General features: G+C 71.1%; 12 protein-coding genes. 8 read left to right on the forward strand and 4 right to left on the reverse strand.

All coding sequences use genetic code 11. The features are described from left to right. Positions 1-794: 794 nt before the first annotated feature. From OG622_RS27295 to OG622_RS27310, 4 genes are all read left to right on the forward strand, one after another. On the forward strand, positions 795-1,652 hold the full coding sequence (locus OG622_RS27295) for an alpha/beta fold hydrolase (protein WP_371579256.1): 858 nt from the start codon (positions 795-797) through the stop codon (positions 1,650-1,652). A 235-nt stretch (positions 1,653-1,887) separates the two neighbouring features. Next, a complete protein-coding gene (locus tag OG622_RS27300; protein WP_371584232.1) occupies positions 1,888-3,099 on the forward strand; it encodes a helix-turn-helix domain-containing protein in 1,212 nt (403 codons plus the stop codon). A gap of 412 nt (positions 3,100-3,511) precedes the next feature. Further along, positions 3,512-3,703, forward strand: a complete 192-nt coding sequence (locus OG622_RS27305; RefSeq protein ID WP_371579257.1) for a hypothetical protein — start codon at positions 3,512-3,514, stop codon at positions 3,701-3,703. Further along, entirely contained in the window at positions 3,700-3,966 is a 267-nt protein-coding gene (locus OG622_RS27310; RefSeq protein WP_371579258.1) for a hypothetical protein, read from the forward strand. The genes OG622_RS27305 and OG622_RS27310 overlap by 4 nt, the downstream gene beginning before the upstream one ends. A 324-nt stretch (positions 3,967-4,290) precedes the next feature. On the opposite strand, the gene OG622_RS27315 is transcribed toward OG622_RS27310, so the two are convergent. The 3 genes from OG622_RS27315 to OG622_RS27325 all read right to left on the reverse strand — a co-directional run bounded on the left by OG622_RS27315 (position 4,291) and on the right by OG622_RS27325 (position 7,546). Then, positions 4,291-5,937, reverse strand: a complete 1,647-nt coding sequence (locus OG622_RS27315) for a transporter (protein WP_371579259.1) — start codon at positions 5,935-5,937, stop codon at positions 4,291-4,293. Then, positions 5,934-6,719 (reverse strand): ABC transporter ATP-binding protein, encoded by a 786-nt coding sequence (locus OG622_RS27320; RefSeq protein WP_371579260.1) that lies wholly within the window; start codon positions 6,717-6,719, stop codon positions 5,934-5,936. Before OG622_RS27320 ends, OG622_RS27315 begins: the two co-directional genes overlap by 4 nt. Before the next feature lie 143 nt (positions 6,720-6,862). After that, complete coding sequence (locus OG622_RS27325) at positions 6,863-7,546, reverse strand: bifunctional DNA primase/polymerase (RefSeq protein WP_371579261.1); 684 nt, start codon at positions 7,544-7,546, stop codon at positions 6,863-6,865. Positions 7,547-7,850: 304 nt separating this feature from the next. On the opposite strand from OG622_RS27325, the gene OG622_RS27330 reads away from it, so the two are divergent. After that, complete coding sequence (locus OG622_RS27330) at positions 7,851-9,233, forward strand: transcriptional regulator (RefSeq protein ID WP_371579262.1); 1,383 nt, start codon at positions 7,851-7,853, stop codon at positions 9,231-9,233. Positions 9,234-9,416: 183 nt separating this feature from the next. Beyond that, positions 9,417-11,141, forward strand: coding sequence for a hypothetical protein (locus tag OG622_RS27335; RefSeq protein ID WP_371579263.1), 1,725 nt, complete (start codon positions 9,417-9,419; stop codon positions 11,139-11,141). 108 nt (positions 11,142-11,249) lie between these two features. On the opposite strand, the gene OG622_RS27340 is transcribed toward OG622_RS27335, so the two are convergent. Further along, positions 11,250-12,554: an ABC transporter substrate-binding protein gene (locus OG622_RS27340; RefSeq protein ID WP_371579264.1), complete on the reverse strand. Its 1,305-nt coding sequence runs from the start codon at positions 12,552-12,554 to the stop codon at positions 11,250-11,252. A gap of 128 nt (positions 12,555-12,682) precedes the next feature. On the opposite strand from OG622_RS27340, the gene OG622_RS27345 reads away from it, so the two are divergent. Both OG622_RS27345 and purU read left to right on the forward strand, forming a co-directional pair. Continuing rightward, positions 12,683-13,183: a hypothetical protein gene (locus OG622_RS27345; protein WP_371579265.1), complete on the forward strand. Its 501-nt coding sequence runs from the start codon at positions 12,683-12,685 to the stop codon at positions 13,181-13,183. Positions 13,184-13,265: 82 nt separating this feature from the next. Next, the gene (gene purU / locus OG622_RS27350) at positions 13,266-14,177 is read left to right on the forward strand and encodes a formyltetrahydrofolate deformylase (protein WP_371584233.1); all 912 of its coding nucleotides are present in this window, start codon (positions 13,266-13,268) and stop codon (positions 14,175-14,177) included. The last annotated feature ends 23 nt before the right edge of the window (positions 14,178-14,200 follow it).

Below are 14,200 nucleotides of genomic sequence, written 5' to 3' on the forward strand. Positions count from 1 at the left end.
ATATCGACCACCCGGTTTCGACCCGCGCCGCCCCCCGGCGGAGCCTGTTCGACATGCGTCGACTGATGTCCGTATCGCCCGCCAACTCCCGGTGCGGAAGGGGAAGTTGTGACCCGTCGGGGTCCATGGCCGGGATCCCGCCGAATCGAAGATTCAGTGCGCCGAATCGCAGCGCGCCGGCCGTTCGCGTGCGAGGCTTGCGCGTGAGGCATATGACCTGAGGGGCTCTTGGCCGCCCGAGACAGCGGATCTCCGGTGGCAGGGGAGGGGGCGGGGCGGATGTGCCGTGGACGTGAGGAGGGCCCCGGCGCCGTGTGGCGCCGGGGCCTGTCCTCCCCTGTGCTGACCCGGAGCCCCGAGCTCCCAGGGTCATTCCCCTCGGACCGTTTTCCCCGAGCGGTCCGCCTCCCGTTGAAGATCTCCCCTCGGCGGCGGCGGGCAATCCTTGAGGCAGGTCACTCGAATGAGGGGTGTTGTCGCCAAGAGCGACATCTTCGAATGTGTATTCGATAACGTGTACGGCGTGGCGTTCGCGTGACCCGTGCCGTAACTGATGCGCACCCCCCACACGTAACGTGTCAACCGATATGCACGCTGTAACACAAGTGCTCGTCGTCCGAGCGGCGCGCACGGCGGCGACAGCAGCCGGAGCAACGGCGGAAGCGACAGCGGATGCAACGCGGAAGCAGCAGCGGAACAGAGGTACGACAGCAGTTGGGCGAGTGGACCGGCCGGCTCGAAGCGGGAGCGAGAGGCGGGAGCGAGCGGTCCGGGCGGGAGTCTGGGGGGTGCCAATGGCGCGGCGCATCGACGTGACGGGAGCGGGCGGTGTGAGTCTCGCCGCCTGGGAGTTCGACGACCCGCCCAAGACCGGGGAAGACGAGCCCCGGCCCGGGGTGCTCTTATTGCACGGCCTCATGGGCCGCGCCTCGCACTGGGCCCCCACCGCCCGCTGGCTCTCCGAACGGCATCGCGCCGTCGCACTCGACCAGCGGGGCCACGGCCGGAGCGCGAAGCCCGAGCAGGCCGCGTACACCCGAGAGGCCTACGTCGAGGACGCCGAGGCCGCCGTCGAACAGCTGGGCCTCGCCCCGGTCGTCCTCATAGGCCATGCCATGGGCGCGCTGACCGCCTGGCAGCTGGCCGCCCGCCGCCCCGACCTGGTACGCGGCCTGATCATCTGCGACATGCGGGCCTCGGCGCTGGGCGCCGCCTCGCAGCGCGAGTGGGAGAGCTGGTTCAAGGCCTGGCCGCTGCCCTTCGCCACCCTCGCCGACGTCCGCAAGTGGTTCGGCGAGGACGACCCCTGGGTGGAGCGCCCCAGCCCGTCCCGCGGCGAGTTCTACGCCGAGGTCATGCACGAGGGCCCCGACGGCTGGCGGCCCGTCTTCGACCCCGAGCAGATGCTCAAGACCCGCGAGACCTGGGTGTACGACGCGCACTGGGAGGAGCTGACCCAGGTCTGCTGCCCCGCCCTCGTCGTCCGCGGCCTCGACGGCGAGCTGGGCCGCGCCGAGTCGCAGGAAATGGTCCGCGTCCTGCCCCACGGCCAGTACGCCGAGGTCGCCGACGCGGGGCACCTCGTCCACTACGACCAGCCGGACGCGTGGCGCGCGGCGATAGAGCCGTTCCTGGACAGCTTCTCGGACTGATCCCCGGACCGGGCGAAGGGCCCCGAATCGCTCCGGGGCCCTCCCCTGTCCTCCTCAGCCTCTCCGGCGTCTGTGGACTGGGGCGCGGGGCGAGCCGAGTGGTCGAGAGACGGACGGACAGCGGGATCCTCACATGAGAGCGGCCCTGCCCCATACCCTGACAGTGTCGAGCTGTTCAGAGAGGGGCAAGGCTGTGTCGTCTGAAGCTGCTACCCCGGATCCGTATGCCGATCCGCTGGTCTTCGGCCAACGCCTACAGATCCTTCGTACCCGCAGGGGTATGACACGCGACCAGTTGGGCGGACTACTCGGCAAGACCGGGTCCTGGGTCAAGGGCATCGAGACCGGACGTCTGAAGACGCCCAAGCTGGAGACGATCCTGCGCATCGCCGAGTTGCTGCGCGTCCGCGACCTGTCGGATCTCACCGGCGACCAGTCCGTACATGTCGACTTGTTCGCCGGTCCCGGTCACCCCCGACTCGCCGCGGTCAAGGCTGCAGTCGATGCCTTCCCGCTCACGACGCAGCGGGAGGCGCCCCCGGCCGCGCACCTTCAGGCGCGGCTCGCCCGAGCCTGGAAGGCGCGGCACGAGGCGTCCAACCACCGCGAAGCGATCGGCGCGTTGCTGCCGGATCTGATCCGGGATGCCCAACTCGCCGTGAGACAGGCCGAGACCGCCCCGGATCGCAGGGCGGCTCAGTCGGTGCTTGCCGAGGTCTACTCACTGTGCCAGTTCTTCGTGGCCTACCAGCCGGACGCCGCCTTGCTGTGGCGCGTCGCCGATCGGGGCCTCGTCGCCGCGCAGGAGTCCGAGGATCCGCACACCATCGGGATGGCCGCGTGGCTGGCGGCGCAGGCGCACCGCGACTCGGGAGCATCGCATTTTGACGCTGCCGACGCGGTCAATCTGGAGACCCTGGCCTACCTCGAACCGCTCCTTCCCGATGCCTCGGACGATGTCCTCGCCATCACGGGCGCCCTCACCTTCGAGGCCGGATACACAGCGGCCCGAAGGGCGGAGACCGGCACGGCATGGCGGTACTGGGACCAGGCGCGCGCGATGGCGAAGCGGCTTCCGGAGGACTACTACCACCCCGTGACGTCGTTCTCCCGCGCCATCATGGGTGCGCACGCGGTCACCGTTGCAGTGGAGCTGCGTCAGGGCGGCGAGTCCGTACGGCAGGCCGCCGCTGCGGACGCGGCCACCATCAAATCGAGGCCGCGACGGGCCCGGCACCGCATCGAGGAAGCTCGCGGCTACCAGCTTGACGGGCAACCCGACGTCGCTCTCGCCACGCTGGAGAAGGCGCACGAGGCCGCACCAGAGACGATCAAGTACAACGGATACGCGAAGCGCATCGTCCTCGAAGAAGCCGAATCCAAAGATCAGGCCCGTCGCCGCCGCGCGTCCCAACTCGCCGTGAGGATCGGGCTGCTGGCCGCATGACGGGAGGGGGCACAATCTGTGCCCCTGCTCCCTTCTTGCCGCTCCTACGGTCGAAGACCACGAAGACCCCGGCGACCGCTCACGACGGTCCCGGGGCGTGGCCGACGCTGCGAAGGAGCGCCAACATGCGATTCGTATCACAGGCATTCGAACGGGTGAGAGCCCTGCTGTCAGGGCCCCGGAAACCAAGCGCGCACTCCCTCTCCGGCCATCCCGTACATCAGGCACCCGTGTACGCGGTGCAGCCGCAGCCGGAGACATGGGGCGCGGCGCTCGCGTTCGCATGCCTGTGTCGTGACGGAGGTGGCCCTGCCCCGCTGGACGCCGGGCATCCCCTCGTGCGCGCCTACGTCCTGCCGCCTGACGAGCGTCAACGCGCTCTGTCTGTACGCCAGTTCACGGGGGTGAGCTGATGACGGGTGGAACGGTCGAGTCGCGCGTACGGAACGTCGAACTGCCCATGCTGCGTGCTTACCGCCTGTGGTTCGAGCACACGAGGAAGTGCGACGGCTGCAAGGGCAAGCCCAAGGCTCAGGACGGCTGCGAGACCGGACGCGAACTCTGGGGTACGTACCGCCTCACGCGGATCGGGAGGCCGTCATGAGCTGGGGAATCGAACGCACTCCGGGCAGCCGCGTGCACCGCACCGACGACGGTCACGTGGCCGTTCCGCTACGCCTGTCCCGCAACGGGGAGCATGCGACGGACGCCGAGCTTGTGCTCTCCATGGTCGAGACCGAGCACCTGCACGCGTCCCTTTGCCGTGCCCTTGAAGACCACCCGGCGCTGCCGTCTGCGCCGGACTGCCGCGGCGAGAGCATGATCGAGCCGGTCGCACCACACCGGACCGGGACGGGGGTACGGTGACCCGCTCCATCATCACGGCAGTCGAATGGACATTGGCGCCGGCCACCGGAGACGACATCCCAGAAGTTGTCTATTCCGTGGTGTGTCTGTCCTGCGGTGCGGCCCCGGCGCCCACGGACAACGACCGCCTACCCGCCGAAGTCTGGGCCCTCAAACACACGGGACTCAACCCTGACCACCGGCGATTCACGGCCAGGGCAGAGACGTTCTGGTGTGTGACTCCGGCGGAGGGCAACCCCTACCGAGAGGCCGACGCACAACGCGCATAAGTACCGAACGGACCCCCTCTGTTGCGCACGGCAGAGGGGGTATCGGGGCGAGAAGCTACCCCTTGCTCACCGCCGTCAGGATCTCCGGCAGCTGTCCGGCCGTCCGGGGCGCCGCCAGCCGCAGCCCCAGCTCCGCGATCCCCGCCCCGTACGCCGTTCCCACCGGCAGCAGCAGCCACGTCCAGGAGCCGCCGCCCGCCGAGACGTGCAGCCAGATGGTGAGGCCGATGACCGGGAGGCAGAGGAGGGCGGCGGCGATCATGCCTCCGAAGACGGAGATCCAGGCGAGGCCGGCCTGTCCGGGGGCGACGCTCTTGTGGCCCTCCTGCGGGATGGAGTAGGGGAAGCGGGCGGAGGACCAGGCCCCGGTGGCGAGCATCGCGCCGAGGAGGGCGAAGGAGAGACCGAGGGCCTCGGGGAGGGCGGGCCAGTCGCCGAGGAGCGCGGTGGTCAGGACGGTGACGAACGTGGCGTACGGCAGGGTGATGACCAGCAACGCCAGGGCGCGACCACGCAGTTCGACGTACGCGTCCCGTGCGGACGAAATCGTCATGGCGACCATCCAGAACGCCGAGGTGTCCTGTCCGAACTGGTTGTACATCAGGATGCCGAGCATCCCCGCCGCGAAGCAGGCGAAGTAGATCGATCCGGTGCCCTGCAGGGCGTTGAAGACGGGCACGATCAGGCCGATGGCGAGCGAGGTCACCCACGCCGCCTTCGTCCTCGGGTCCCGCCGGACATAGCGCAGACTGCGTTCCATGATCGTGCCGGTGCGGCCGGCGGGGAGGAGCCGGCTCAGGCCGGTGGAGCGCGTCCGCGCCCGCCCCGCGTCGGCGGCCTGGAGCGTGGAGCCGTCCGGGGAGGTCATCAGCCGGGTGAGCGTCCGTGCCCAGAGACGCAGCAGCATCATCAACGCCAGTGCGCACAACGCCAGTTGGGCTACCGCGACCGCGTACGACCCCTCGCTCGTCGCCCGCACCGCGCCGATCGCGGACGACGGCGGGACCCAGCTTAGTACGTCCGCCACCGGGTCCAGCTGACCGAGGCCGGACGAACCGAGGCGCTGGGCACCGAAGTTGACGGCCTGGGCGCCGATCGCGATCAGGAGGCCGCTCAGGACGGCGAGGTCCCGGCCCCGCCGACTGGTCAGGAGGCGGGTGTTGGCGGCGGCCACCGCTCGGGCGAGCGCGACGCAGCAGAGCAGCGCGAGCGGGACCGCGGCCACGGCGGTGACGTACGCGGCCGGGCCCCGCGCCAGCGCGACGACCGACCCGAGGAGCACGCACAGCGTGAACAGCGGGCCGATGCCCACCAGGGAGGCCGCGAGCAGTGCCCGTACGAGTGGGCGCGGGCGCAGCGGCAGCATCACCAGCCGCGTCGGGTCCAGTGTCTCGTCCCCGCCGGGGAAGAACAGCGGCATCACCGCCCACCCGAGCGCCAGCAGCGCCACCAGCGGCACGGTCACGGACGCCGCGTGCTCGTCGCCCCGCAACGCGATCAGCCCGATCAGCTGGAGCGCCGCGAACAGCAGCACGAAGACGACGGAGAAGATGTACGCCGCCCGCCGCCCCGTCGACTGCCGCAGCCCGTTGCGCAACAGCGACAGCTTCAGCCGTACGACGACGGCGGTCACCGACGCGGCCCCCACCGAACCGGCCGAACCGGCCGAACCCGCCGCGCCCGCCGAGCCCGTCGTGCTCATCGGCTGCCCGTCCCGCCGCCGCCCAGCCAGTCCAGGTCCGAGCCGGTGACCCGGTCGCTCGCGCCCACCAGCTCCAGGAACGCGCGCTGCAGCGAGGGCGCGTCACCCCGTACGTCGGCGAGGGGGCCGTGGGCGCGGATGCGGCCGGCGACGAGGACGGCCACCCAGTCGCAGAGGGACTCGACCAGTTCCATGACGTGGGAGGAGAAGACGACCGTGGCGCCGGAGGCGGTATACCGCTCCAGGACGCCGCGGATGGTCTGGGCGGAGACGGGGTCGACGCCCTCGAACGGCTCGTCCAGGAAGAGGACTTCGGGGTTGTGCAGGAGGGCCGCGGCGAGGCCGATCTTCTTGCGCATGCCCGTCGAGTAGTCGACGACGAGCTTGTGCTGGGCGCCCGCGAGATCGAGGACGTCCAGCAGCTGGGTGGCCCGCTTGTCGACCTCGGTACCGGGCAGCCCGCGCAACCGGCCTGTGTAGGCGAGGAGTTCACGCCCGGTGAGGCGGTCGAAGAGGCGCAGGCCCTCCGGCAGGACACCGATACGGGCCTTCACCTCGACCGGGTCGCGCCACACGTCGTGCCCGACGACCTCCACGGACCCCTGGTCGGGGCGGAGCAGACCGGTGACCATCGACAGGGTGGTGGTCTTCCCGGCGCCGTTCGGCCCGACCAGCCCGACGAACCGCCCGGCGGGCAACTCCAGATCGATCCCGGCGACGGCGACCTGGGCCCCGAACCGTTTCCAGAGCCCCTGCACACGTACAGCGACGACATCACTCACACCGGCTGCCCCCTCGGGTAGACAGCGCCCCCCGGTCTTTCAGGGGCGCGGGGTGAAGTCGATACACGGCTCCGCCGCGCGGGCGTGAACAACCACGACCGACGCGCAGTCGCAGAACCGACCCGCGGCCCCCGCCCGGAACGCTACCGGCGCCCGTCCCGCCCGCACGCGTAGGAGAGCGGCGAGATCAACTCCTCCGCATCCGGCAGCCACCGGTTCGCCGGAGTGGGCCGTCGAGCCCACTGCACGGCGCCCCGTGACCCGTACCGCGTCGGCGGAGCCGCCACGTACTCGCCCTCACCCAATGCCTTGAGGTCGAGGACCAGCGGCGACCAGCCCAACTTCCGTACGAGATCGGGGACCTTGACGGAGGCGCCGGGCAGCACGAAGAAGTGCATCCGACGATCCGGCGTCCAGGTCACCGGCCCGAGCGTCAGCTCCATGCGTTCCATGCGGGCCAGCGCCAGCAGGCCGGCCGTTTCGGGAACGTCGATCGTGTCGAACGTACGACCGGTCGGCAGCAGGATCGACGCGGTGGGCTGCTTCGACCACAGGCGGCGTGCGACGGTCGCACTGCCTGTCGCCTGGGTCGCCCAGTCCTCGCGCGCCGGGTGCGCGCCGGGGATGGCGCACGCCGGGTTGCCGCAGGAGCACTGCTGCACCCCTTCGACGGCTTCCAGCCATGTTCCGGGGAACACGTCCCAGTGGCGCTCTTCGGTGTATCGAACGGCGGTATCCAGCAGCGATTCACCACGCTGCTTCGGGATTTGGGCAGCTTCAGGGCCCGCGATGGTCTCTTCCACGATGAACACAACTCTAGCGGTCATCAGGGGTTACGGAAGTCACATGCGCGGGGGAGAGCATCGCCAACGGGGCCGGGGCGCATGGGTGCACGGCCGGGGGCGCGCGGGAGGGATCACGGAGTGAGCCGGGTAGCCACGTGTGGGGTACAGCATCCGTGTTTACCCCGGCATCTTCGGTATGTCTCGCATCTTCGGTATGTCGGCGGGGCATTGATCTTCGAGGCCGGATCCTTTCGATATGTGGGTACACGTATACGAGGGGAATCGGCCGCTGAGGACACGTCAACTCGGTGCGTGGGCACGGCACCACAGCCACAGGGGGTACGCCATGGCCGCAAGGCCGCTCGTCGCCAGGCAGCCGAACGAACGACTGCAGGCGCTCATCCAGGAAGCGGGCTGCTCCAACGCCGGACTGGCCCGGCGGGTCAACATGTGCGGCGCGGAGCACGGTCTGGATCTGCGCTACGACAAGACGTCCGTGGCGCGCTGGCTGCGTGGACAGCAGCCGCGGGGCCGGGCGCCCGCGATCATCGCCGAGGCCCTGGGCCGCAAACTGGGCCGTACGGTCACGATCGACGAGATCGGCATGGCCAACGGCAAGAACCTCGCGTCCGGCGTCGGCCTCCAGTTCTCGCCGACGGTGCTGGGAGCGATCGAGCAGGTCTGCGAGCTGTGGCGCAGCGACGTGGGGCGGCGCGACTTCCTCTCCGGGTCGTCCGTCGCGGCCTCCGCGCTCGTCGAGCCCAGCCGCGACTGGCTGATCTCCGCGCCGGACTCCCAGGTGGCCCGCTCGGCGGGGCCCCGGGTGGGGTCGGCCGACGTGGCGGCCGTGGGCGCGATGACGCAGGCGCTCGTCGACCTCGACCACCAGTACGGCAGCGGGCATGTGCGGCCGGTCGTCGTGCACTACCTCAACAGCGTGGTCTCGGGGCTGCTGGCCGGCTCCTACCGCGAAGCGGTGGGGCGGGAGTTGTTCGCCGCGGTCGCCCGGCTGACCGAACTGGCCGGGTACATGGCCGTCGACACCGGGCAACCCGGCCTCGCCCAGCGGTACTACATCCAGGCACTCCGCCTCGCCCAGGCCGCGGGCGACCGCGCGTACGGCGGTTACGTCCTCGCCGCCTCCATGAGCCACCTCGCCGCACAGCTCGGAAATCCGCGTGAGATCGCGCAGTTGGCGCGCGCGGCGCAGGAAGGGGCACGGGGGCGGGCCACACCGCGTGCGGAGTCGATGTTCCACGCGGCGGAGGCGCGCGGGCACGCGCTGATGGGCGACGCGCGCGCCGCGCAGACGGCCGCGGGCCGGGCCGTCGAGGCGCTGGAGGGCGCGGACCCCTCGGCCGGGGACGACCCGGCGTGGATCAAGCACTTCGACGAGGCCTATCTCGCCGACGAGTTGGCGCACTGCCACCGGGACCTCGGGCAGGCGGAGGCGGCGGCCCGGCGGGCCGAGGAGTCGCTGGCCAAGCATCCGGAGTCGCGGGCCCGGCGGCGGGCGATCGGGTATGTGCTGCTCGCCACGGCGCAGGTGCAGCAACGGGAGGTCGAAGAGGCCTGCCACACGGGGACGAAGGCCGTGGAGTTGCTGGGGTCGCTGCGGTCGAACCGGGGGGCCGAGTACCTGGAGGACTTCCAGCAACGGTTGGAGCCGTTCAGGGAGGAGGCGGTGGTCAGGGAGTTCGGGGCGCGAATGGACTTGCAGGCGGCGTAGAACGCTCTGGGTGGGGGACTCGGTCGTCTCGCGACCGCGGTGGGTCGTGGCCGGCCGCGCGGTTCCCCGCGCCTTAGGGAGGGGCTTCCCCCCTCATCAGGGCGCGGGTGGTGCGTGGGCTGTCACGCGGACCCGGTAGCGTGAGTCGACGATTCCGGAAGTCCCCCGTTCGTAGGAGTCTCGGTGACGCAGAGTGGACAGGGCGAGGAGCCCTCGGCGCGGACCGCGCGCGAAGGCATCGTGCTGCCCTCGGACGGTGGGGCACCACTCCATCCGAGCGATCTGCCGCCGGCGCCGCTGCCGCCGGCCCCGGTCCAGCCGTGGGACCAGCAGCGCCAGTGGGGCTCGGAGGAGGCCGGGTCGCCCGCCCAGCCCGCTGCCGACCACTGGCACAGCACGCCGCCCGCGCCGCCCGCTCCGGAGTGGGGCGGCCAGGGGGCGCACGACACGTACGGCGCTCAGGGTGGACACGCCGGGTACGGCACCCACGGCGCCGACTACGGCACCCAGGCCGCGTACGGCACTCAGGGCGGGCTGCCGTTGCCCCCGGAGGGTTCCCAGGGGCCGGGGCCGTCGTACGGGGTCGAGGGGTATGGCGGAGCGGGGTCGGGTGCTCCGTTGCCGCCGGTCGCGGGTGAGGTGTCCCTGCCGTCGCCCGCCGCGCCGCCGATGGACGAGGGAGCCACCCAGTACATCCCGTTCGTGCCGTCGGCCGGGGCCGCGCCGGTGGACGAAGGGGCGACGCAGTACATACCGCCGGTGACCGCGCAGGCGCCCGCCGCGGAGGCCGCCACCCAGTTCCTGCCGCCGATCGGACCGGGCGCGCTGCCGCCGGAGGCGTCGGGCGAGGCGACGGCGTACCTGGGGCGGGTGCCGCACCACGGTGCCGGGCCCCTGCCGCCCACCGCGAACCCCGTACAGCACCCGCACGCGGCGCCCGCGGGGAACCCGGACGCCGAGCCCACGCAGTTCATACCGCCGGTGGCCGCGCAGGCGCAGCCCCGGCAGCAGCCGTACGGTGCGCCGGGGCAGCGGCGGGCTCAGCAGCCGCCGCAGCAGCCGGACGTGTTCGACAGTCTCTTCCGCAGCGAGGCGGGGGCGGAGGGTGCCGCCGGGGGCACGCAGCAGATGCCGAGGATCGAGCACACGCACGCCCCGCAGCCGCCGCAGGGCCCCGGTGGGCGCGGCGGCCACGGCGGTCAAGGTGGCCACGGCGGACCCGGCGGTCACGGTGGGCGGGCCTCCGCGAGACGGGACGGCAGCGGGGGCGGAGGGGGCGGCCGTAAGAACTCCCGGGTGCCGCTCATCGCGCTCGTCGGGGTGGGGATCGCCGTGCTCGGGATCGGGGCGGGTGCCCTGATGGCCGGGCCCGGGGACGACTCCTCGCAGAACGACAACAAGCCCGTCGCGGCGACCGGGGCGCCCGAGGAGTCGGCGTCCGCGTCGGCGGACCCGGCGAAGGAGCAGGCGGTCGCGCTGGACAAGCTGCTGGCGGACAGCGGCGACAGCCGGAACAGCGTGATCAAGGCGGTCGCGAACATCAGGACCTGCACGAATCTGGGCCAGGCCGCCACCGACCTCCGGGACGCCGCGAAACAGCGCAACGACCTGGTCACCCGGCTCGGCGGGCTGTCCGTCGACAAGCTGCCGGACAACAAGGCCCTGACCACCTCGCTCACCAAGGCCTGGCAGGCCTCCGCCTCCGCCGACAACCACTACGCCGCGTGGGCCGACCAGGCCGCCGGGAGGAAGGGCTGCAGGAAGGGCCAGGCCCGCGCCACCGGCCAGACCCAGGCCGGCAACCAGGCCAGCGGCACCGCCAGCGCCGAGAAGACCAAGGCCGCCGCACTCTGGAACACGATCGCCACCACCTACTCCCTGACCCAACGCCAGGCGGTCCAGCTGTAGCAGCACGGCCGAGCACCGCCGACCGGGCCGGGGCCGAACGCCTGTCGCCGAGCCCGGTCAACGGCTGAGCCGCCCTCCAGCCGAGGTCTCGGCCCGAGGCCCCGCCGCTCAGCTGTCCGCTTCCACCAGTGTCTCCTCCACGTTCACGAACCCCCTTCGGGCGGCGACGAGTTGGCCCTTGCGGACGATCTGGAAGGTGACTTCGGGGTTGATGATGCGGGGGAAGCCGGCGGAGGCTATGAGGTCTTCGAAGCGCCAGCTGAGGGGTGGAGTGAGGCCGCCCGTGGTGACCTCCAGACCGTCGTCGAGGACGCGCCGGATCGCCTGGGAGGTCACCTCGCCCCCGCCGATCTTCTCGATGGCGGCCTTCAGGACCGTGTACGCGATCCACGTGGTCTGCACACCCGGGTCCGCCGGGTCGATCCGGTTGTCGTCGAACGCGTGCTCCCGGATCACCTTCTTCATCTGATCCCACCGCTGGTCGCTCTCCACCGGGTACCAGCCGGTGACGTACGCCCCCTCGTACGGCCCCGACCTGCCACCGGTCGCGTCGATCACCGTCTGGTCGACGCTGCCGAGGACCGTCCCCGTGCGGACGTCCGGAAAGTCCTCGCGGTCCCGGCGGAAGGAGTCCATGAAGGTGAAGGTGCGGTCGCCGAGCGCCGGGACCACACACCCCTCCGCGGCCGGGTCGGCGGCGGCCCGGCGCAGGGCCTCCCGCGCGTGCCCCCCGTACTCGGTCGCGTCCTCGGCCGCCAACTGGTCCTCGGACCCGTCGTGGCCCCCCGACCGCAGCCCCGAGTCCAGCAGCAGCGGCAGCTGGTCGCCGGCTATCGAGTCGGGGCGCACGAGTGCGACAGGGCCGCAGGCCTCGGCGAGCTGCTCGCCGAGGCCCGCCATGAGGGAGGCCTGGCCGCCGTTGACCGGATAGGACAGCGCGCTGGCGAACTCGTCGTCGGTGACGCCGTAGCCGCCGATGTACGGGATGTTCGCGGACTCCAGCGGGGCGATGTAGGAACGGCCGTGCTGGCTGTAGGACCCGACGACCGCGACGGCGCTCTCGTCGGCGGCGCGGCGGGCGCACTTCGCGGCGCTCACGGTCTCGTTGTGGTCGTTGCAGGTGATGATCTTCAGCTCGTGGCCGTTGATGCCGCCGTTGGCGTTGACCCAGCGGGCGTACGCCTTCGCCATGGCGGGCATGCCGGGCTTGTTGGTGGCGGCCGTCTTCTCCGGGGCCCAGGTCATGACGGTGACGGGGCCGTCCCCGGTACCCCCCGTGGTACCGGGGATGACCCCGCACCCGGCGACGAGTGAGGCACACGCCGCCAGCGTGGTGGCCCTGACCAGGCGTTTGGCGCGCCCTGGGGGGAGGCCTGTGAGCAGAGGGGTCCGTCGTGCCTGGAAGCCAGTCATGACTCCGCACGATTCCGTCACATGACCAACCCGGGCGTGACGGATGGGCAACGGGAGGCGACCGGGAGGTGAATTGCGAAGAGCTACGATCGTATTTTTGAGTGGTTTCAGAGAGGAAGGCACGATCGATGACCGTCCAAGGTCCGGAGACCCCTTCCCGTCGCGGGCGTCACTCATCCACCATGGGCGACATGCCACTGAACGACATGCCGTGGTGGCGCTGGCGCAGCAATGTGCGCTCCGCGCTGCACATGCTCTCCGACCCCGCGTTCCAGCAGAACGTCTGGCTGGCCGGTGTCGACGGGTACGGGGACGTCACCGACGCCGTGTACCGCCTGGTCGAGGACACCTGGCTGGACAACTGGTCCGCCGAGAAATACGTGGGCACGATCTTCCGTGACGCCCAGGAGGCGGCCCTCGTCGACACCGCCGTGCTGCGCGTGCTGCGGATCATGCACCAGGTCGGCCCGGACGCGCCCGTCTCCACGTACGTCGACCACGAGGCCTGGCCCGAGGCCGTCCGTGCCGCCCGCGAGGCCCACGTACGCCTCTCGGTGAGCGACGGGGAGGAGCCGGACACACCGCCGCGCACGCTCGAGGTGCTGCGGATCATGACGCGGGTGGCGTAGGGCCCGGATGCCGGGGATGGGCGGGGGTCCGGTCCTCGGGACGATTGCCGACATGGGTACGCCATATGGGACCCTGTCGGGCATGAACGCGCAGTCCACCCGAGCCGCGGCGCCCGCCGACCAGTACGTCCTCACCCTCGCCTGCCCGGACAAGCAGGGCATCGTGCACGCCGTGTCGAGCTACCTCTTCATGACCGGCTGCAACATCGAGGACAGCCAGCAGTTCGGCGACCACGACACGGGTCTGTTCTTCATGCGCGTCCACTTCTCGGCGGAGGCTCCCCCGCAGCTGAACGCGCGGGAGGTACCCCCAGTGAGCGTGGAGAAGCTGCGGGCCGGCTTCGCGGCGATCGGTGACTCCTTCCAGATGGACTGGCAGATCAACCAGGCCGACGAGAAGATGCGCATCGTCCTGATGGTCAGCAAGTTCGGCCACTGCCTGAACGACCTGATCTTCCGGGCGAGCATCGGGGCCCTGCCGGTGGAGATCGCGGCCGTGATCTCCAACCACACCGACTTCGCCGAGCTGGTGAGGTCGTACGACATCCCCTTCCACCACATCCCGGTGACCAAGGACACCAAGGCGCAGGCCGAGGCGCGGGTGCTGGAGATCGTGCGCGAGGAGAACGTCGAGCTGGTCGTTCTGGCGCGCTATATGCAGGTCCTCTCCGACGACCTCTGCAAGCAGCTCAGCGGCCGCATCATCAACATCCACCACTCCTTCCTGCCGAGCTTCAAGGGCGCGAAGCCGTACCACCAGGCGCACGCGCGGGGTGTGAAGCTGATCGGGGCGACGGCGCACTATGTCACCGCCGACCTCGACGAGGGGCCGATCATCGAGCAGGAGGTCGAGCGGGTCGGGCACGGGGTGACGCCCGAGGGGCTCGTCGCGGTCGGGCGGGATGTGGAGTGCCAGGCGCTGGCGCGGGCCGTCAAGTGGCATGCGGAGCGGCGGATTCTGATGAACGGGCGACGGACGGTCGTCTTCGCGTAGGCGTGTGGCGGGGCGCCCCGTAG

Source organism: Streptomyces sp. NBC_01314, from assembly GCF_041435215.1.
Taxonomy (GTDB): domain Bacteria; phylum Actinomycetota; class Actinomycetes; order Streptomycetales; family Streptomycetaceae; genus Streptomyces.